The 18,611-nt window shown below is 63.0% G+C and carries 17 protein-coding genes and 1 pseudogene; 6 read left to right on the top strand and 12 right to left on the bottom strand.

The genetic code is table 11. The annotated features are described in order from the left end of the window. From AC0L2M_RS02375 to AC0L2M_RS02390, 4 genes are read right to left on the bottom strand one after another with little or no spacing between them, the layout of a single operon-like run. Positions 1 to 756: an ABC transporter permease gene (locus tag AC0L2M_RS02375; protein WP_473474900.1), complete on the bottom strand. Its 756-nt coding sequence runs from the start codon at positions 754 to 756 to the stop codon at positions 1 to 3. 6 nt (positions 757 to 762) lie between these two features. Beyond that, on the bottom strand, positions 763 to 1,566 hold the full coding sequence (locus tag AC0L2M_RS02380) for an ABC transporter ATP-binding protein (RefSeq protein WP_128171989.1): 804 nt from the start codon (positions 1,564 to 1,566) through the stop codon (positions 763 to 765). Between the two features lies 1 nt (position 1,567). Further along, positions 1,568 to 2,395: an ABC transporter permease gene (locus tag AC0L2M_RS02385; RefSeq protein WP_023799435.1), complete on the bottom strand. Its 828-nt coding sequence runs from the start codon at positions 2,393 to 2,395 to the stop codon at positions 1,568 to 1,570. A gap of 12 nt (positions 2,396 to 2,407) precedes the next feature. Then, positions 2,408 to 3,403 carry an ABC transporter substrate-binding protein gene (locus AC0L2M_RS02390; RefSeq protein ID WP_473533922.1) on the bottom strand — a complete coding sequence of 332 codons (996 nt, stop codon included), beginning with the start codon at positions 3,401 to 3,403 and terminating at the stop codon, positions 2,408 to 2,410. A 177-nt stretch (positions 3,404 to 3,580) separates the two neighbouring features. Between AC0L2M_RS02390 and AC0L2M_RS02395 the strand changes: the two genes are divergently transcribed. After that, on the top strand, positions 3,581 to 4,273 hold the full coding sequence (locus AC0L2M_RS02395) for a FadR/GntR family transcriptional regulator (RefSeq protein ID WP_023799437.1): 693 nt from the start codon (positions 3,581 to 3,583) through the stop codon (positions 4,271 to 4,273). Between the two features lie 57 nt (positions 4,274 to 4,330). Here AC0L2M_RS02395 and AC0L2M_RS02400 read toward each other — a convergent pair. From AC0L2M_RS02400 to AC0L2M_RS02430, 7 genes and pseudogenes are all read right to left on the bottom strand, one after another. After that, a pseudogene (locus tag AC0L2M_RS02400) lies at positions 4,331 to 5,757 on the bottom strand (aldehyde dehydrogenase family protein). A gap of 32 nt (positions 5,758 to 5,789) precedes the next feature. Next, positions 5,790 to 6,875, bottom strand: a complete 1,086-nt coding sequence (locus AC0L2M_RS02405; protein ID WP_473533923.1) for an ABC transporter ATP-binding protein — start codon at positions 6,873 to 6,875, stop codon at positions 5,790 to 5,792. Beyond that, positions 6,865 to 7,473, bottom strand: coding sequence for a cupin domain-containing protein (locus AC0L2M_RS02410; RefSeq protein ID WP_473533924.1), 609 nt, complete (start codon positions 7,471 to 7,473; stop codon positions 6,865 to 6,867). The genes AC0L2M_RS02405 and AC0L2M_RS02410 overlap by 11 nt, the downstream gene beginning before the upstream one ends. A gap of 220 nt (positions 7,474 to 7,693) precedes the next feature. Beyond that, positions 7,694 to 8,764, bottom strand: a complete 1,071-nt coding sequence (locus tag AC0L2M_RS02415) for an ABC transporter substrate-binding protein (protein ID WP_023799441.1) — start codon at positions 8,762 to 8,764, stop codon at positions 7,694 to 7,696. Then, complete coding sequence (locus tag AC0L2M_RS02420) at positions 8,749 to 9,627, bottom strand: ABC transporter permease (RefSeq protein ID WP_023799442.1); 879 nt, start codon at positions 9,625 to 9,627, stop codon at positions 8,749 to 8,751. Before AC0L2M_RS02420 ends, AC0L2M_RS02415 begins: the two co-directional genes overlap by 16 nt. After that, positions 9,624 to 10,511 carry an ABC transporter permease gene (locus tag AC0L2M_RS02425; RefSeq protein WP_128167739.1) on the bottom strand — a complete coding sequence of 296 codons (888 nt, stop codon included), beginning with the start codon at positions 10,509 to 10,511 and terminating at the stop codon, positions 9,624 to 9,626. The genes AC0L2M_RS02420 and AC0L2M_RS02425 overlap by 4 nt, the downstream gene beginning before the upstream one ends. Before the next feature lie 85 nt (positions 10,512 to 10,596). Then, positions 10,597 to 11,880 (bottom strand): NAD(P)/FAD-dependent oxidoreductase, encoded by a 1,284-nt coding sequence (locus tag AC0L2M_RS02430; protein ID WP_473533925.1) that lies wholly within the window; start codon positions 11,878 to 11,880, stop codon positions 10,597 to 10,599. Positions 11,881 to 12,139: 259 nt separating this feature from the next. Here AC0L2M_RS02430 and AC0L2M_RS02435 point away from each other — a divergent pair, with 259 nt between their 5' ends. The 5 genes from AC0L2M_RS02435 (at position 12,140) to AC0L2M_RS02455 (ending at position 17,485) form a co-directional block, all read left to right on the top strand. Beyond that, positions 12,140 to 13,297: a fumarylacetoacetate hydrolase family protein gene (locus AC0L2M_RS02435; protein WP_473533926.1), complete on the top strand. Its 1,158-nt coding sequence runs from the start codon at positions 12,140 to 12,142 to the stop codon at positions 13,295 to 13,297. Between the two features lie 255 nt (positions 13,298 to 13,552). Further along, complete coding sequence (locus tag AC0L2M_RS02440; RefSeq protein WP_473533927.1) at positions 13,553 to 14,485, top strand: substrate-binding domain-containing protein; 933 nt, start codon at positions 13,553 to 13,555, stop codon at positions 14,483 to 14,485. Between the two features lie 123 nt (positions 14,486 to 14,608). Continuing rightward, on the top strand, positions 14,609 to 15,595 hold the full coding sequence (locus AC0L2M_RS02445) for an ABC transporter permease (protein ID WP_473533928.1): 987 nt from the start codon (positions 14,609 to 14,611) through the stop codon (positions 15,593 to 15,595). Between the two features lie 3 nt (positions 15,596 to 15,598). After that, positions 15,599 to 16,393 (top strand): ATP-binding cassette domain-containing protein, encoded by a 795-nt coding sequence (locus tag AC0L2M_RS02450; RefSeq protein WP_287341477.1) that lies wholly within the window; start codon positions 15,599 to 15,601, stop codon positions 16,391 to 16,393. 69 nt (positions 16,394 to 16,462) lie between these two features. Then, entirely contained in the window at positions 16,463 to 17,485 is a 1,023-nt protein-coding gene (locus tag AC0L2M_RS02455; RefSeq protein WP_287341476.1) for a LacI family DNA-binding transcriptional regulator, read from the top strand. A gap of 505 nt (positions 17,486 to 17,990) precedes the next feature. Here AC0L2M_RS02455 and AC0L2M_RS02460 read toward each other — a convergent pair. Next, positions 17,991 to 18,572, bottom strand: coding sequence for a TetR/AcrR family transcriptional regulator (locus AC0L2M_RS02460; protein ID WP_023799451.1), 582 nt, complete (start codon positions 18,570 to 18,572; stop codon positions 17,991 to 17,993). Positions 18,573 to 18,611 lie beyond the last annotated feature (39 nt).

An 18,611-nucleotide genomic window follows, 5' to 3' on the forward strand; every position in this document is an offset into this window, starting at 1 on the left:
TCACTGTCTTGCTCCTGCGTAGTATTCGACTTTGGCTTCGGCCCGTTCGATCAGTTCGGCGATCAGCAGGGCGAAGGCAAAAAGGATGATGGTCAAGGCCCAGAATTCGGCCATGCGGAAATTTCGCGAGAAGGTTTCGAACAGCGCACCGTAGCCGACTATGGCGACGAGCAACTGGCCGATGACGACGCCCTTGACGCCGCGGATGAGGCCGAGGCGAATGCCGGCAAGGATTTCCGGAAGGGCCGCCCACAGGATGATCTTGCTATAGAGCGCCGGGCGCGAGGCGCCGTAAGAACGCGCCATCTCGATCAGCGACGGCGAGATATGACGGACCCCGGCGCGGGTGTCGAGAACGATGATCCAGATCGCAAACAGGAACACCGCCGCAACGATCGTCTTCTCGCCGAAGCCGAACAGGATCATCAGCACCGGGACGATCGCCGAGAGCGGTGCGCTTGAAAAGATGTTGACCCACATGCCGAGCAGGTCGTCGGCGATCTTGACGCGTCCCATCAGGACACCCAATGGCACGCCGACAACAATCGACAGGGCCATGCCCGTCGCGAAGGCGCGAAGGGTCGTGACTGTCGCGCTCTGCCAGGACGGCGTCTGCACCAGGCTGACCGCTGCAACCAGCACGTCGCTAAACGGCGGCAGCAGAAAGACAAGGTCGAGCCGGCCGACGATTTCCCATACGACGCACCAGACCAGCAGGGACGCCATCATTGGCACACGGTAGCCAAACAAGGTCACGGCCGCTCACTCCACATACTGCTTCAGCCCCTGCCAGATCTCCTCGACAGTATCGAGATAGTGCCTGTCGCGATGGATGCGCTCGGGGTCGCCGGAGCGATCGATTTCCGGTTCGATGATCTGCGAAACCCGGCCGGGTCTCGGCGACAGCAAGACGATGCGGTCGGAGATGTAGACCGCTTCCTCGATCGAGTGCGTCACGAAGATGAAGGTCTTGTTCTGGTTGGTGCGCAGCCGGATCAGGTCTTCTTGGAATTTCCGCCGGTTCTGCTCGTCGACCGCCGAAAACGGTTCATCGAGCAGCAGGACGTCGGCATCGACCGACAATGCGCGCGCCAGGCCGACGCGCTGGCGCATGCCGCCCGACAGCTGATGCGGATATTTGTCCTCGAATCCGGCGAGCCCCACCTCGGCGATGTAGCGTCGGGCGATCGCTTCGCGCTCGGCCTTGTTGGTGCCGCGCAATTCAAGTCCGAAGGCGACGTTGCGCATCACGGTCGCCCACGGCATCAGCGCAAAATCCTGGAACACGAAGGCGCGTTCGGGGCCGGGTGCGGTGACGTGCTTGCCGTTGATCGCGACGGTGCCGCCATCGGCTCGTATCAGCCCCGCTATGATCTTCAGCAGCGTCGTCTTTCCGCAGCCGCTGGGTCCGAGAAGGCTGGTCAGCTTGCCCCTGGGAAAGTCGAGGTCGATGCCGCGCAGCGCCTCGACATTGCCGTAGGTCTTGGAAATCCCTCTCACTTCCACGACTGAATCGATCGGTGCGGGAACCGGCGACGGTCCATTTCGCAATGCGGTCGCGCCCATCTTAAGCACCTCTGCTCTCGGGCCTGAAAACGCGGACTTCCACCCACTGCAGAAAGACGAGCGTCAGGGTGGAAAGCGCAATGATCGAGGCGATTGTTGCGTACATCTCGGCGTAGTCTGCGCGCGAGCGGTGAAAGGTGATGAGGTCGCCGATGCCGGTCGGGGTAATCAGCAGTTCGGCGAGCACCACGCCGACGAAGCCGGCAGCGACTCCAAGGCGCAAGCCGGCAAAAATCACCGGGCTGGCGTCCGGAAGGATGATCTTGGCGACGGTCTGCCAGCGGGTGCCGAGGAAGGATCGGCACATGACCAGCAGCGACTCGTTGACGTTGCGCACGGCCTTGTAGGTGTTGAGCACGATGACCGGCAGCGCCAGGATCATGACGGCGAGCGTCTTGGCGGTCATGCCTATTCCATAGACAAAGGTGACCATCGGAATGAAGGCGGCGACCGGTGCTGCCTGAAGCACGATGAACACAGGGATCACCAGCCATTCGCCGGTGCGCCACAGGCCACAGATCGTGCCGAGGCCGACACCCAGGAACGCCGACAGGACAACGCCAAGCACCAGCGGCTGCAGCGTCGAAAGGTAGGCGGTCGCCAGGCTGCCGTCGGCGAGCAGTCCGAAGAACGCGACGACCGTGTCGGAAAAGGTCGGGAAAGCGAAGCTGACGGGAATACGCCCGGCCACCTCCCAGATTCCCGCGAACAGGGCGATCGACACCAGCCTGAGCAGGACCGGCTGGTCCCACGATGCGCCCGTTGCGCTGCGATTGGAAAGAGGAGCGAGGCCGGCAGCCTCGCCGTCGGTTCTGATGCTTACGGCCATCCGCTTGGGCGCCTATTTCTTGCCGAGCTTGGCGACGGCGCGGTCGATTGCGGAGACATCCCAGAAGTCCTCGACCTTGAGGCTGGCGGGATCGCCTTCGATCTGGCCGGCAAGGCTGAAGAAGGCAAAGTCGTCCTTGGCCGCATCGGCTCCGCCGCCATTCAGCGCAAGGCTGCCGGCTTCCGCGGTTTCCTTGTAGTATTCGGTGATCTCGCTGTCGGCTTCAGCGCCGAGATCCGGCAGCAGATTGTATTTGTTGCGAAGCTCGACCGCGACCGCCGGGTTCGCGGTGATCTCGCGCGCGGTCTTCATCAGTTCCTCGACCAGGATGTCGACGTCGGCGGCGCTGTTCTTCAGATAGTCCGCGGTCGCGAAAAGCGCTTCGTCCGAGGCGCCGAGATCCTCGACCGGCAGAACGATGAACTTGCCGGGGGCTTCGGCCTCGAGCGCGCGCCTGTTGGCGGCATCGACGATCGACGCCTTGATGGTCCCCTGGAGCAGCGCATTGCGGCGAACCTCGGAACCCGGGACATAGCTGATGTTGCCGAGCTTGATGCCGTGGTTTTTCGCCATCAGCAGCATGACCGCTTCGGTGCCTGAGCCGCGCGCCTGGACGGCGACCTCCTGCCCGTCGAGATCCTTCCATTCCTTGTAGAATTCGCTGTTGACGACGGGAAAGAAGCGCAGCGTCGATATCTGTGCGAAAATGCGGATCGGCACGCCGACCTTCTGGATCAAGGTATAGGGCGCGCCAATGCCGACATCGGCCTGGCCGCCGACAATGGCCTGGGCAGCCAGATCCTCGTCATTGAGAACAATGAGCTCGACATTCACGCCGCGCTCCTTGGCCCGCTCTATCGCGGCGAGCGTCTGAATGGATTCGATCCCGGGAAGGTCGCCGAATGCGATGCGCATGTCGCCCGCATTTGCGGCCAACAAGGGCGCTGCACATGCCAGGACCGCGGCGAAAGCGGTGGCAAGGATGGTACGTCTGGACACGCCGGCCATTGTCATTCCTCCCGTTTTTTGTAACCATTCTTTGATTGGTTAAGACTACGGGATGGATTGGTCAAGGAGAAACTGCACCGTATCGAACGGGCGTGCCCAGAAAACTCGGCAGTTGACGGTTTCCACTAATCGTTTTAACACCGGCAGAGGAAAATCATATGCGGATTGGTTAAATTGATGGACGATCCCGGTAATGGCGGCCACGCCGCCCTGGTTCAGCTGCAGGCCTATCTTGCCCAGATGGATCATGCCGGTGAGACGCGGCTGCCTGCCGAGCGGGAACTGTCGGAGAGCCTCGGCGTATCGCGCGGCGATCTGCGCAAGGCGCTGGCGGTTCTCGAGAAGGACGGCCGCATCTGGCGTCACGTCGGCAGGGGCACCTTCGTCGGCAGCGGGCCGGTCGAGGAGACGATCGGCATTTCGGAAATCGCCGGGCGCACCAATCCGGCCGACGTGATGCGCGCGCGCCTCATCCTTGAGCCCGAAATTGCGCGCGAAGCGGCGCTGCACGCCACGCTTTCGGATATCGCCGCGATGCGGCAATCGCTGGTGCAGACGCGGGAGGCCGTCACGTGGCGGCAATATGAGAATGTCGACAATCTGCTCCACCGGCAGATTGCGCAGGCGAGCCGCAACAATGTGCTGCTCGGCCTGTTCGACGTGCTGAACGCCGTGCGCCGCACCGTGGTCTGGGGACGTCTGCGTTCAGAAGGCGCCCGCCCTCCGGCAGACCATCACAGCTTCGCCGACCATGAACGGATCGTCGAGGCGATCGCCGAGCGTGACCTCGGCGGCGCGGCGGCAGCGATGCGCCTGCATCTCCAGCAGGTCGAGCGGCGCCTGATCCCTGTCCGCGAAGCCGCCGAATAGCTCAGATGACCCGCTACAGCGACCTTCTTGGATGCGCGGCGCTGTTCGGGTTAAGCCCTACGCGCCGTAGCCGATGATGCCCTTGATCTCGAGGAAATCGTGGATCGCCCAATCGGCATATTCGCGGCCGTTGCCGGATTGCTTGTAGCCGCCGACGGCGCGAAGGTGTCCCACCCCGGATAGTTGATCGAGACCTGCCCGGCGCGCAGCCGGCCGGCGACTTTTCGCGCGTGGTCGATATCCCCTGATTGCACGTAGGCGGCGAGGCCATAGACAGTGTCGTTGGCGATCTTCACCGCGTCATCGTCGTCATCATAGGAGATGACCGAAAGCACCGGCCCAAAAATTTCCTCCCGCTCGATGGTCATGCCCGGCGTGACGTGGCCGAAGACGGTCGGCCGCACGTAATAACCGCGATTAAGATGCTCCGGCCGGCCGGGACCGCCGGCGACCAGCGTTGCACCCTCGGCGATGCCGGCCTCGATCAGCCGCTGGATCTTGTCGAACTGGATGTTGCTGACCACCGGCCCGAGCTTGGTCTCTTCCGAGCGCGGATCGCCGACCTTGTGCGCCTCGGCCGCCTTCTTGGCGATCGCCAGCGCCTCATCGTGGCGGGCGGCCGGCACCAGCATGCGCGTCGGCGCATCGCAGGACTGGCCGCTGTTGCCGAAACACGCGTTGACGCCCTTGCGCACGGCCTTCTCGAAGTCGGCATCGGCAAGCACGATGTTGGGCGATTTGCCGCCGAGTTCCTGCGCTACGCGCTTGACCGTCTCGGCAGCCGTCTTGGCGACGATGATGCCGGCCCGGGTCGAGCCGGTGAAGGAAACCATGTCGACATCGGGATGTCCGGCCATGACCTGTCCGACATCCGGACCGGTGCCGTTGACCATGTTGTAGACCCCCTTCGGCGTGCCGGCCGCTTCCATCACTTCCGAAAAGACGATGCCGCTGATCGGCGCGATCTCGGAAGGCTTCAGCACGACCGTGCAGCCGGCGGCGATCGCCGGCGCCACCTTGCAGACGATCTGGTTGAGCGGCCAGTTCCATGGCGTGATCAGCGCGCAAACGCCGATCGGCTCCTTGACCACCATGGTGGTGCCGCGCTTCTCGCTGAATTCGTAATCCTCCAGCGCATGAATAGTGGCTTCCATATGTGCCCTGCCCGCCCAGGCCTGCGCCTGGCGCGCCCAGGTGATCGGCGCGCCCATCTCCTGGCTGACAGCCTGGGCGATGTCCTCGTAGCGCTCGTTGTAGACTTCGAGGATGCGCTTCAGCAGCTTCAGGCGCTCGGCCTTGCTGGTTTGCGAAAAGGCCGGAAAGGCCCCCTTCGCCGCCGCCACGGCGCGATCCACATCGGCCTTCGAGCCGACGGAGATTTTGGTGTAGGCCTCTTCGGTGGACGGATCGATCACATCCAGCGTCGCCGGCACCACCGGCGCGACCCATTTGCCGTCGATGAAGAAGTTCAAGTGATTGCTCATGGGTGGTGCTCCGGTTTTCTGGAAGGATAGGGTCAGATGGGCAGCATAGGGCAGTTAGCGCCGCGGCGCAGGCTGATATGCGCCACGTCGCCGACGCTGAATTGAAAACCTTCCGCCCGGCGTGGCGCATCGATCACCACTGGTATCCCCTGCCCCAATTCGGCGTGCAGGCGCAAGGTGCGGCCGTGAAAGACGATGCTGCTCACCCGCACCGGCGCGGTGCCGGTCGCTGCTTCGGTCGCCGCCAAAAGATCCTCCGGACGCACTCCGATGGTTCGCACCGCGCCTTCTCCCGGCACTTCGCCGGCTTCCGACGTGGCTTCGAGCGGCAGGGCGCCGGCGGCGAAACGCAACCGATCGCCGTCACGGCCGACAAAGCGCGACTGCAGCAGGTTCATCGTGCCGATGAAACTGGCGACGAATTTGGTGGCGGGCCGGTCGTAGAGCGTGGCCGGCGGCGCAATCTGCTCGATGCGGCCCTTGTTCATGACGACGATACGGTCGGAGATCGACAGCGCCTCGGTCTGGTCGTGGGTGACCATGACGAAAGTGGTGCCGAGCCGCGACTGCAGCCGCTTCAATTCGACCTGCATCTGTTCGCGCAGATGCGCATCGAGCGCCGACAGCGGCTCGTCGAGCAGCAGCACACGTGGTTCGCAGACAATCGCACGGGCAAGCGCGACGCGCTGACGCTGGCCGCCAGACAATTCGGACACGCGGGCGCCGAGCTTCTCGGCAAGGCCAACCATGTCGAGCGCTTCGCCGACGCGCTTTGCCTGTTCTGCCCCGGAAAGCTTGCGCAGCGACAGGCCGAAGCCGACGTTTTCGGCGACGTCCATGTGCGGAAACAGCGCATAGTCCTGGAACACGGTGTTGACGGGACGGTCGAACGGCCGCAGCGAAGTAATGTCACGGCTGTCGAGCAGCACCCGTCCGCTCGACGGGCTTTCGAATCCTGCGATCACCCGCAGGCTAGTGGTCTTGCCGCAGCCAGATGGGCCGAGCAAGGTCAGGAACTCGCCGCGGGCAATGTTGAGATCGACGGCGTCGAGTCCGACAATGCCGCCGGGGAAAATCTTCGACACCGCCTCCAGCCGGACGACAGGATCAGGCGCCATCGCGAACCTCGGACGGCTTGGTCGTGTTGACCCAGAGGATCTGGCAGCGCTCGGCGCCCGGATTGCGGAAGGCATGCAGCAAGGTGCTCTTGAAGGCGAAGCTGTCGCCGGTCTTCAGCCCGTAGGTGGTTGAATCGATCACGAGTTCGACCTCGCCCGACAGGACGAAACCGAATTCGTGGCCGGGATGGGCGTAGGCTTCGACGGTGCCGCCGCCGGCTTCCACCGTCACCAGCATGCCGTTGAGCGTCGCGGCCGGCGGCGACAGCAGCGCCTTGGCGATGCCTTCCGACTTCACCGGGATCTGGCGCCGACTGTTGGCGCGCACGCAATAGAGATCGCTGACGGCATCGTTGCCGTCAGCAATCAGCGCCGACGGCTCGATGTCGAGAGCGGCGGCGAGCGGCCAGATCACCTTGACGCGAAGCGAGGACAAGCCGCGCTCGATCTGGCTGAGCGCACCGATCGAAACGCCGGCCTTGGCGGCAAGCTCGGCCAGCGAAAGACTGCGTTCCAGCCTGAGCGCCCGCACGCGCCGGCCGACCCGCACATCGGCGTCGTCTTTCGGCTTTTCAGCCGCTTGGTCCAGTATATCCATGCATACTTCCTCGTTCGCCAGCACTTTCCCTTCTCCCCCTGTGGGAGAAGGTGGCCGAGCCCACGGGTCTTACCTCCGGCAAGCCCGAGGGCAGGCTCCGCTCGGACGGATGAGGGGTGTTCCAGCTTGGCAAACCCCGCATTCTGTCCAGCACCCCTCTACCGTCTCGACGCTACGCGCCGATCCACCTTATCCCACAAGGGGAGAAGGAAGAGCGAACTCAGCCGCCTGCCTTGACCTTCTCGAACATCTTGGCGAGTTCGTCATTCTGTTTCATCGGCCCGGTGAAGACGGTAGTCTTCAGCATCACTTCCGGATCGGACGGCAGTTGCAGCTTTTCCAGTTCCTCCTTCGGCACCGCGGCGAAGGCCGAGCTGTTTGAGCTGCCGTAACCATAGGTCTGAATCAGGTATTTTCCCGAATCCGTCTCCAGCCGGCTGTTGATGAAATCATAGGCGAGGTCGACATTCTTGGCGTCCTTGAGCATGACGAAGCCGCACGACCAGGTCAGCATGCCTTCCCTAGGCTTCATGAACTCGACCGGCACGCCCTGCTTCTTCAGCGAGGTGGCCGACGCGTTCCAGGTCATGGCGGCGACCAACTGGCCACTCGCCAGCGCCTGTTCGACCGAGGTCATGTCGGTGGTGTAGTTGGAGAGCAGCGGGCGCTGCTCGCGCAGTTTTTCAGCCACCTTTTCCATCTGTTCCGGCGTCATGTCGAACGGATTGACACCGGCGAGAAGCGCCGCCACCACCGGCGTGTCGTGGACGGCATCGATCGTCGCCATGCGCCCGGCATATTGCTTGTCCCACAAAAGGTTCCAGCTCGGCTCCGGGTTCTTCACCAGATCGGTGCGGTAAAGGATCGAGGTGTTGCCCCAGTCCCACGGCACCATCCAGACTTTGCCGTCGCCGGCCTGCAGGTCGGGCAGGTTCTTGAAAACCGGAAAGATCGAATCCCAGTTCTTGATGCGCTTGGTGTCGATTGGCTGCAGCAGGCCTTCCCTGTTCCAGCGCGCCACCTTGTCGTAGCAGGGATGCGCGACGTCAGGACGGAAACCGGCCTTGACCTTGGTGAAGGCGTCATCGTCGTCGCCGAACATCGAGGCCTCGACGCCATCGGGGTGTGCGGCGAGGAAGCTCTTGTTAAAGTCGGGAAGTTCGTAGCCCGACCAGGTGAAATATTGCAGCTTGTCGGCCGCAAGCGCGACGGTCGACGAAAGCGCCAGCGCGAAGGCTGCCAATCCGGCTTGGACTGTCTTGCGATTTATCGATTTCAGGTCGAATGCCATTGCAGTTCTCCTCTTTCGGTTTCTTCTGGTTTGGGCAGGTTGGCGGGCACTGGCCGCTGAGCGGCGGCGAGCCCGCGATGGCGCAGGATTTCGGCAATTGCCGCGATGACGAAGGACACGGCCAGGATGGCCGTGCCCAGTGCCATGACGGTCGGCAGCGATTTCGGGAAACGCAGTTGGCTCCAGATATAAAGCGGCAAGGTCGGTTCGGTGCCGGCGAGGAAGAAGGCGACGATGAACTCGTCGAAGGAGATCAGGAAGGCCAGCATGAACGCTGATACAATGGCGGGCAGGCTGAGCGGCAGCATGACCCGCCTGAATGTCGTCCAGTCGGAGGCGCCGAGATCGAGTGCCGCCTCGTGGATGGTCTTGGGTATAGCGGCGAAGCGGCTTTTCATGATCACCACCGTCGTCGGCAGCGCCACCAATATGTGGCCGAGCACGATGGCGGTGCGTGACGGACCGAAGCCAATGAGGTTGACCAGGATCAGCAGCGAGATGCCGACGATGACGCCGGGGATCAGTATCGGCAGCCGCGCGATAGCGCTGATCGTGAAGGCAAGCGGCGAACGGCCAAAAAGATCCATGTAGGACACGGTGATGCCGCAGAGCGTGGCACCGGTGGCGGCAATTGCACCGATGACGAGGCTGTTGGCAAGCGCGCCGGACAGCGCCGAATTGCCGGACAGCGTCGTGTACCATTCAAACGTGAAGCCTTGCAGCGGAAACGCCGCCTGGATCGAATCGTTGAAGGAAAACAGCGGGATCAGCGAGATCGGCAAATAGAGGAATACCAGATAGACAAGCACGTAGGCGCCGAGCCAGCGGCCACCTTGCGTTGCGTCTATGCGCGCGGCGCTCATGTGCGGCTGCCAAACCTGCGGTCGGCGGAACGCACGACCAGCACCACGGCAAGGATGACCAGCATGACGGCAACGGCGAGTGCTGCGCCGAACGGCCAGTCATTTGCCTTGCCGAACTGGGCCTGGATCAGCGAGCCGATCATGGTGCTGGCAGGGCCGCCGACCAGCGCCGGGGTGACATAATCGCCGACCGTCGGCACGAAGACGACGAGAGCCGCCGCCAGCACCCCCGGCATCGAATTCGGCAGCACGACGCGGCGAAAGCTGGTGAACGGTCTGGCGCCGAGATCGGAAGCAGCTTCGAGCAGCGATTTCGGGATCGTGTCCAGCGCCACATAGATAGGCAGGATGGCGAACGGCGCATAGGCGTGAGCCAGCGTGACGACGACGGCGGCCGGCGTGTTGAGAAACGCCAGTGTCGGTTCGGACCAGATGCCGCTTTCGATGAGCGCCGAGTTCAGCACGCCATTGTAGGCAAGCACGATCTTCCAGGCGAAAACGCGCAAGAGATAGCTGGTCCAGAACGGCAGCGTCACCAGAAACAGCAGCAGCCCGCGCCGCCGTCCGGCATGGAAGGCCAGGTAGTAGGCGACGGGATAGGCGGTGACGACCGTCGCCAGCGTCACCAGGCCGGCAATGGCCAGCGAGCGCAGCGTTACCGTCCAGTAGAGCGGGTCGGATGCCACGGTGATGAAATTCGCAAATGTGAAACCGGCGCCCAGCAGCGAACCGTCATTGCCGCGAAGGGCGAGGAAAACTACGAGGCCGAGGGCAAACAGGATCAGGAAGAAGGTGACCAGCCCGCCCGGCAGCAGCATGGCCAACCGGAAACCCGTCGAGGATCGGGACTCCGGCAGCGGCTGCCTTGCAACGATGGTCGACATCGGGGTTGCCCATCGAAATTTGAAATCACTCAAGAGTTTTTCAGAATCATGAAACTGTCAAGCTGATTCCTGCATCGGCATAAAATCAGCGCTCGAATGCATCCAGCATACGATACCAGGCGATCGTCGCGGCGACGCCGACCTGCCGAAAGACGTGGAATGGGATCGGCCGGATCTGCGAGACCGGGAACGGCAATTGCCTGGCGTCGCCGCTCGCCAGATAGCCAGCAATGCGCTCGCCAAGCGCGGTCATCAGGCCGACGCCACGGCCCTGGCAGCCGACCACTGCCATCAGGCCCTGCTCGGGCTCGTGGATATGCGGGAGGTGATCCGACGTCATCGCCACCCGGCCAAACCAGCGCTTTTCGATGGCGACTCCGGATAGCGCCGGATAGAGCCGGAGCAGCGCGCGCTCGAGATGCGCCCAATCACTTTCGCTGGTCGGCAGCGCCATTCGGCCGCGCCCGCCGAGCACCAGCCGCCCGTCGGCACTCTTGCGGTAATAAACGAGGATGCGACGTGAGTCCGATACTGCTTGCCGTTCCGGAAGAATCCCGGCCGCCAGATCGGACGGCAGCGGTGCTGTCGCGATCTGGAAGGAGTGCAGCGGAACGATCGTTTCGGCGAGACCAGGGAGCAGGTCGCCGGTATAGGCGTTCGTCGCCAGAATGACCGCTTTGGCCTGCAATTCGGCGCCGCCCTCCGTCGAGATGCGCCAAATGCCGGCGTTGTTGTCGAGGCGTATCACCTTCTGGTGTTCGGCGATCTTCACGCCCGCGGCCGAGGCGATCCGTGCCAGTTCCGACGTATAGGCAAGCGGATCAATCACGCCGGCGCGGCGGTCGAGCCAGCCACCGAGATAGCCCTGCGCGCCAGTCAACGCGGCGATCTCGGTCTGGCTCAGAAGCCGGACATCGGCGCCACGGTTCCGCCACTGCCGGTCCCTGTTCGCCGCCGCCTTCAGCGCCGTCTCGGTGTGCGCTGCCTGGATCCAGCCATTGCGGACGAACGGAACCGCCAGTTTCTCGTCGCGGATCAATTCGAAGACGGCGTCCGCCGTCGAGGCGGCAAAATTGACGAGGATCTCGCCGCGTTCGGAGCCAAAATGCTCCAGCAGCCATTCCGGATCATATTTCAGGCCGGGGATGACCTGACCGCCATTCAGGCCCGATGCGCCTTGGCCGATTTCGCCGGCTTCCAGCACCTGCACGGCAAGGCCGAACCGGGCTGCATGCAAGGCTGTCGACAGACCGAGAATCCCGCCACCCACAATGACGACATCGGCACGCTGGCGGCCGGGAAAAAGCGACCGGAACGCAGGGGCCGCCGGCGGCTTCCGCCAGATCGGATCGGAAAACGGTAGGGGCAAGAGTCACCTGAATGTACTTCGTCAAATGAAAATCCTAGTGACGATTTCATGATTTTGAAAGCGCCTTTGATCTCGGCATCAGGGGGATTGAAGAGGAAGGCGTCCGCCACTGCGAAATGCAGCGCAGGGGCTCGACCGCGAGGAACGGGATAGACCTTTGTCGGGAATTTGTTGAAAGTGCCGCCGCCGCGGCCAGGCTTTTGATGAACCATCGGTCCGCAGCGACGACGCAGAACAAGACAGCAGAGGACCGCAAGCCATGACGAACGCCACCCTCCTGCCCGACGAGGGCCTCTTCATTGGCCGCGCCCGGACGAGCGAAGCATCGCATCCGCTGGTGGTCACGGTACGCGGCGGCACGGTCTTCGACATCACCTCCAGCATGGCACCAACCGTGCGCGACGTCTGCGAGATGCCGGACCCAGCAGGCTACGTCCACACCGCCGCGGGCGAACCGATCGGATCGCTCGATGCAATCGCCGCCAACAGTTTCCAGGCCGCGCGCGATCCGCAAAAACCGTACCTGCTCTCTCCGGTCGACCTGCAGGCGGTCAAGGCATCGGGCGTCACCTTCGTCGTCAGCCTGCTCGAACGGGTCATCGAGGAGCAGGCGCGCGGCTCCGCGGAAAAAGCCGACGCCATTCGCGCCGACATTGCCGGGCTGATCGGCCACGATCTGTCGAAGCTCAAGCCAGGCTCGCCGGAGGCGATGGAGATCAAGACCAAGCTGATCCAGCGCGGCGCTTGGTCGCAATATCTGGAAGTGGGCATCGGCCCCGACGCCGAAATCTTCACCAAATGCCAGCCGATGGCGTCGGTCGGCTTCGGCGCCGATGTCGGCCTGCATCCGGTCTCCACCTGGAACAATCCCGAGCCGGAGATCGCCATGATCGCCGCCGGCAGCGGCAAGATCGTCGGCGCCACGCTCGGCAACGACGTCAATCTGCGCGACGTCGAAGGGCGCTCGGCGCTGTTGCTCGGCAAGGCCAAGGACAACAACGCTTCGGCCGCGCTCGGCCCGTTCATCCGGCTGTTCGACGATACCTTTTCCATTGGTGACGTGAAGCAGGCCACCGTGCGGCTGAAGGTCGAGGGCGAGGATGGTTTCTCGCTGGAGGGCGCCAGTTCGATGGCCGAGATCAGCCGCTCGCCCGAAGAACTGGTCGCCGCCGCCATGGGCCCGCATCACCAGTACCCCGACGGGCTGGCGCTCTATCTCGGCACCATGTTCGTGCCGTCGAAGGACCGCGGCGAAAAGGGCAAGGGCTTCACGCACAAGGTCGGCGACATCGTCACCATCTCATCGGAGAAATTCGGCGCCCTGATCAACCGGGTACGGCTGTCTCCCGACTGTCCCCACTGGACCTACGGCGCCAGCCATCTGATGCGCGACCTTGCCAGGGCCGACCTCATTTAGCTTCCGTCCCGCCTGCGCCTCGTCTTCGGCGCCGAGGCCGCTTGCCGCAAAAGATATCAGCCAAACTGATGCGATCTGATGGGATGGCTGATGGCGCATTGTCGTGCGCCAACTACCACTGGCAAATGGAGGCTTGCCATTGATCGAAAAAGCGGATGCTCTGATGCATCCAGATCGCCGCTGGCAAGAATACGGTCAGGCTTGCCGTGATCGTCGCCGGAGCTGGAGGACGTTTTCAAAATGGGAGGAAATCAAATGCTGACGAGGCTACGACTATTTGTATTCGGCTTGATCGTGGCGCTGGCGATTCCGGCGGCGGCACAGGCCAAGACCTTCTACTGGATTTCGCATGGCGGCCCGGCCGACCCGGTCTGGACCTACTTCCTCGCCGGCGCCAAGCAATGGGCGACGGACACCGGCAACACCGTCAACACCTCGTTCCACAATGGCGACGTGTCGTCCCAGCAGGAGGCTGTTCGCGCCGCCATCGCGGCAAAGGCCGACGGCATCACCACCACCAGCCCCGACCCGGGAAGCCTTGTCGAGCTCGTCAAGGAGGCACGAGCGGCAAACATCCCGATCATCAACTTCAACACGCCCGATCCGAAGGCGGACTTCAACGCCTATGTCGGCGGCGACAACGTCACCTTCGGCAAGAACTGGGCTCAGTATCTGGTCGACAAGGGCATGGTGAAGAAGGGCGATTTTGTCTGGATGCCGGTTGAAATCCCCGGCGCCACCTATGGCGTCCAGGAAGAAGAGGGCATCAAGAGCGTCTTCGAGCCGCTCGGCATCACCTATGAAATCACCGAAGCCACGCTCGACCAGGCCGAAGCAATCAACCGCATGGTCGACTATCTCACCGCCAACAGGGCCAAGGTCAAGGCGATCATCGGTCTTGGCGACCTGGTGACCGGCTCGATCAAGCGGGTGTTCGACCAGGCCGGCATCAAACCGGGCGAAATCCCGGTCGTCGGCTGGGGCAACTCGCTCGACACCACCCAGGAGGTGCTGACCGGCTACGTCAATGCCGCGCAGTGGCAGGATCCGCAGGCGACCAGCTATGTGGCGCTTTCGATCGCCAACATGGCCGCCAGCGGCATTCCGCCCGGCTTCGACGTGATCACCGGCGCGCTCTACGAAAAGGACACCGCGCAGGTCTACGACGACATCCTGTCCGGCAAATAAAACCGCGATCGGGATGGTCGCGGGCGCGCTTGCCGCAGCGATCATCCCCATCATCCCGCTGAGCCTCGAACCGCCTCATGCGGCGCCGGACTTGGCCAGTTCCAACCATGTCGCGGGTCCAACGTGGAAAACAGTTCCATCGTCCAACGCTCGATTGCCAGGCCGGAATTCGGGCCCTTCGTGCTGCTCGTCGTCGAGCTTGTCGTGTTCTGGGGGTTCAACCACGACTTCCTGTCACCGCAGAACATCAGCAACATACTCGCCTTCACGGTCGAGCTCGGCCTGATCGCGCTGGCGATGACGCTGTTGATGACTTCAGGCGAATTCGACCTCTCCGTCGGATCGCTGTTCGGCTTCTCGCCCGTCTTGATGTGGACGCTCTTCAACAGCGGCCTCACCTCGCTGGAGGCCGGCTTTGTGTTGGCCTTGCTGGTTGCCGCCTTCATCGGGCTGGTCAATGGCTGGTTCGTGACGCAACTCAAGATACCGTCCTTCCTGGTGACGCTCGGCATGCTGCTGGTGGTGCGCGGCACCGCTCTGTTCGTCACCAGCGGATTCCCGCAGCGGACCTGGAGCGCCGAAGGCAGCTGGCTCGCCGAGGCGCTGGTCGGTGATTTCTTCATCGGGCCGTTTCGTATCTACATGTCGCTGTTCTGGTTCATCGCAGCCGCGATCGCACTTGGCTACGTGCTGACGCAGAGCCGCACCGGCAACTGGATCCAGGCGGCCGGCGGCAACCCCAATGCGGCAAGGGCGCGCGGCGTCAATGTCAGCGGCGTCAAGATCGGCCTGTTCATCCTGTCGTCGATCATGGCCTCGCTTGCCGGCGTCATCAGCTCGCTGCGCACTTCGGCCGCCAACCCGAACAGCGGCACCGGCTACGAGCTCGAAGTCATCGCCATGGTGGTGATCGGCGGCACCGCGCTGACCGGCGGACGCGGCACCATCATCGGTACTGTGCTCGGCATCCTGATCCTGCGCGTGATGCGCAACGGCATCGTGCTGATCGGCGTGCCTGGGCTTGCCTACAACATCTTCATCGGCGCGATCATCCTCGGCATGATGGCGCTCCACTCATGGCTGGAACGCCGGCATCAGGCGGGGACTTGAACCATGGCTGAGCCGCTTGTCCGCATGGAAAACATCCGCAAGTCCTACGGGCGCGTGCAAGCGCTGGTGGACGCCAATTTCCATGTTAACGAAAAGGAGATCGTCGGTCTGCTCGGCGACAATGGCGCCGGCAAGTCGACGCTGATCAAAGTCTTGTCGGGTGCGGTCCCGCTGACCAGCGGCGACATCTTCATCCGCGGCAAGAAGGTGGACTTGCGCAGCACCAGCGACGCCATCGCCCACGGCATCGAGACGATCTACCAGGACTCCGCACTGGTCACGCAATTGTCGATCGCGCGCAACCTGTTCCTCGGGCGCGAGCCGATCAAGCCGCCGCGTTTCCTCAACCGTATGGACCAGGAGGCGATGAACGTGGTTGCCCGCGATCTGCTCAAGCAGGTCGGCATCTCGAAGGACATCCCGCCGACCACACCAATCGGCTCACTCTCAGGCGGCGAGCGGCAGGCGGTGGCGATCGCGCGCGCCATGCATTTCGACAGCGACCTCATCATCCTCGACGAGCCGACCAACAATCTCGGCGTCGCCGAGACGCAAGGTGTGCTGAGCTTCGTGCGCAGCGCCCGCGATTCGGGCCATTCCTGCATCTTCATCGCCCACAACATCCACCACGTCTTCCAGGTGGTCGACCGCATCGTCGTCATGCGCCGCGGCAAGGTGGTTGCCGACGATATCGATCCGAAGAACACCAACGTCGCCGAAGTCGAACGGATCATCACCGGCATGTCCGACAAGGAGATCCACGACGCCATCGCGCAGGGGAAGCAACCACAAGGCTGAGTGGCCAGTTGGAAGCCGGGTTGGCCGTATCTCTGGTACAAGATCACATCGGCTCCTATGACTGCGACTATGAAAGCCACCGTTGCGGACATCGCCAGAAGCTGCGGGCTGTCGACCGCGACGGTCGACCGGGTGCTGAACAACCGGCCGGGCGCCAGCGCCGCCAACCGGCAGCGGGTGATGGAGGCGGCCAAGCAGCTTGGCTATCTGCCGGTCGTGGATCAGGTCACGCTGCCCTCGCGGCCGGCGCATCTCGAGTTCTTCCTGCCGATCGGCTCGAACGCCTTCATGACGGATCTGGCAAATCATATCGAGGACTATGCCGCACGCTTGCCACTTGTCGCCTCCTGTCGGATCCACAAGCTCGCCGGGATCTCGCCGAACGCGTTGCAGGCGGCCGTCGAAAACCTCTCGCTTAGGGCGAACGGCGTCGGTGTCATTGCGATCGATCACCCGAGAACGCGCAACATCCTGCGCGAGATCGTCGAAGCCGGCATCCGCCTGGTCACGCTGGTGTCGGACGTTCCGGGCGCGCCGCGATCGGCCTATGTCGGCATCGACAACCGTGTCGCCGGGCGCACCGCAGCCCTTTTGATGGGACGTTTCCTGGGCGGCCGCACGGGCCATCTGGCAATGATCGTCGGCTCACGCTCCTATCGCGGGCATGAAGAACGCGAAATGGGCTTTCGCTCGGTGCTCAGCGAGGAGTTCCGCAATTTGACCGTGACCAGCGCCGTCGAGATCAACGACGAGCCTGATATCAGCTACACGGCGACGATGAAGGCGCTGCACAACGAGCCGGAACTGCTCGGCATCTATTGCGTCGGCGCCGGACGCTCTGGCGTGGCGAAAGCGCTGCTGGAAGCCAAGCCGCAAAGGAAGCCGGTGTTCATCTGTCACGACCTGACAAGGGCGACACGCGGCTATCTCGTCGACGATCTGCTCGATGTCGTCATCGACCAGAATGCACGGCTGATCGCCGAGCAATCAGTCATTCGCCTGCTCGGCTCGATCGCTTCCTCGGCGCCCTATCTGACGCGGAAATTCATCGAACCGCGCCTGATCTTCAAGGAGAACGTTCCGGTCCAGTGATGCCACGCAAGCGCCACGGTTGGTCGCGGCGATGGTTAATATTCGGTTGATAGCGCGAATCTGCACATCTGCTATGCATCTTTTGCTATTGCCGAATCATTGGGCAACCGCTAGTTTCGCAGTTGTCGGCCATCTACTCCTCCCAGATGCGATGCCGACGCTGAGTGCGGCGCACCTCCTCCCGCGTCGTATTCGAAATCGAGCCCGCTGCCACCTCCTCCCGGCAGCGGGCTTTTTTTGTTCTTGGGTGTCGGGCAAGGCGGCGGCAATCGCCAATGGCTGGTTCGGGCAGCGCCGCAGCCCCATTGGAATCCCGCCACACTTGTCACTCTCACCAATTCGCTATCGGGCCTAGCCTGCTCACAACCAGCAGCGACCGCCGCGCGCAAGAGCGCGGCGACAGACCGGCAACGGAGACGTGAGATGACAGCACATGCCTAGGCAAAAGAGTACTCGCGGCGCGGCTTGCAATGACACGCCAGCGATCGTTTCGCCGCTTGCGAGACTATCTGGCCCTGAACGAGGTGATCAGGCCTTCCGCCATGCGGACAAACTGCGCGCTGGGGCCTTCGGCTCCGACGCTTTGCAGGCTGACACGGGCGCCTTCAAGCAGTAGCGACAATGTATCGGCGAGAAGCTCTGCCTGGCCGATGCCGGCATCCCGACACAGGCCGACGAGGCGGTCGCGCTGAGCCTGCTTGAGTTCCTTGATTACCCGACGGGCCGGATGGTCGGTCTCGCTCAACTCGATGGCGGCGTTGGCCATGTCGCAACCGCGGCCGTCCATCATCAGGCAATCGGCTGCCATCCGGACCCAGGCATGCAGTTGCGCAAGCTTGTCGCCCGGATGCTCCGCCTCGAACTTTTGCCACATCGCGTTGGCGCTGCATGCGGTCGCCCGCAGGCACTCGATGACCAGATCGTCCTTGGACTCGAAATGACGGTAGAGCGTCATCTTGTTGGTACCGGCGGCCTCAGTGATCGCGTCGACGCCGACGCCCTTGATGCCATGCTTGTGGAACATATCCCGTGCCGTCTCCAGGATGCGATCCCGGGGGCGGATGCGTTCCGCAGTGCCGTCTTCCATCAAAACCTCCTTGGTTTCCGGGATTTCCGAAAAATCCCT

This window comes from Mesorhizobium sp. WSM4806, from assembly GCF_055811635.1.

Excerpts from the sequence above, each read along its gene's own strand:
- AC0L2M_RS02460 (WP_023799451.1), bottom strand. The coding sequence starts at position 18,572 with ATGGAAGACGGCACTGCGGAACGCATCCGCCCCCGGGATCGCATCCTG.
- AC0L2M_RS02395 (WP_023799437.1), top strand. The coding sequence starts at position 3,581 with ATGGACGATCCCGGTAATGGCGGCCACGCCGCCCTGGTTCAGCTGCAG.
- AC0L2M_RS02405 (WP_473533923.1), bottom strand. The coding sequence starts at position 6,875 with ATGGCGCCTGATCCTGTCGTCCGGCTGGAGGCGGTGTCGAAGATTTTC.
- AC0L2M_RS02390 (WP_473533922.1), bottom strand. The coding sequence starts at position 3,403 with ATGGCCGGCGTGTCCAGACGTACCATCCTTGCCACCGCTTTCGCCGCG.
- AC0L2M_RS02380 (WP_128171989.1), bottom strand. The coding sequence starts at position 1,566 with ATGGGCGCGACCGCATTGCGAAATGGACCGTCGCCGGTTCCCGCACCG.
- AC0L2M_RS02450 (WP_287341477.1), top strand. The coding sequence starts at position 15,599 with ATGGCTGAGCCGCTTGTCCGCATGGAAAACATCCGCAAGTCCTACGGG.
- AC0L2M_RS02440 (WP_473533927.1), top strand. The coding sequence starts at position 13,553 with ATGCTGACGAGGCTACGACTATTTGTATTCGGCTTGATCGTGGCGCTG.
- AC0L2M_RS02435 (WP_473533926.1), top strand. The coding sequence starts at position 12,140 with ATGACGAACGCCACCCTCCTGCCCGACGAGGGCCTCTTCATTGGCCGC.
- AC0L2M_RS02420 (WP_023799442.1), bottom strand. The coding sequence starts at position 9,627 with ATGAGCGCCGCGCGCATAGACGCAACGCAAGGTGGCCGCTGGCTCGGC.
- AC0L2M_RS02415 (WP_023799441.1), bottom strand. The coding sequence starts at position 8,764 with ATGGCATTCGACCTGAAATCGATAAATCGCAAGACAGTCCAAGCCGGA.
- AC0L2M_RS02410 (WP_473533924.1), bottom strand. The coding sequence starts at position 7,473 with ATGGATATACTGGACCAAGCGGCTGAAAAGCCGAAAGACGACGCCGAT.
- AC0L2M_RS02455 (WP_287341476.1), top strand. The coding sequence starts at position 16,463 with ATGAAAGCCACCGTTGCGGACATCGCCAGAAGCTGCGGGCTGTCGACC.
- AC0L2M_RS02425 (WP_128167739.1), bottom strand. The coding sequence starts at position 10,511 with ATGTCGACCATCGTTGCAAGGCAGCCGCTGCCGGAGTCCCGATCCTCG.
- AC0L2M_RS02385 (WP_023799435.1), bottom strand. The coding sequence starts at position 2,395 with ATGGCCGTAAGCATCAGAACCGACGGCGAGGCTGCCGGCCTCGCTCCT.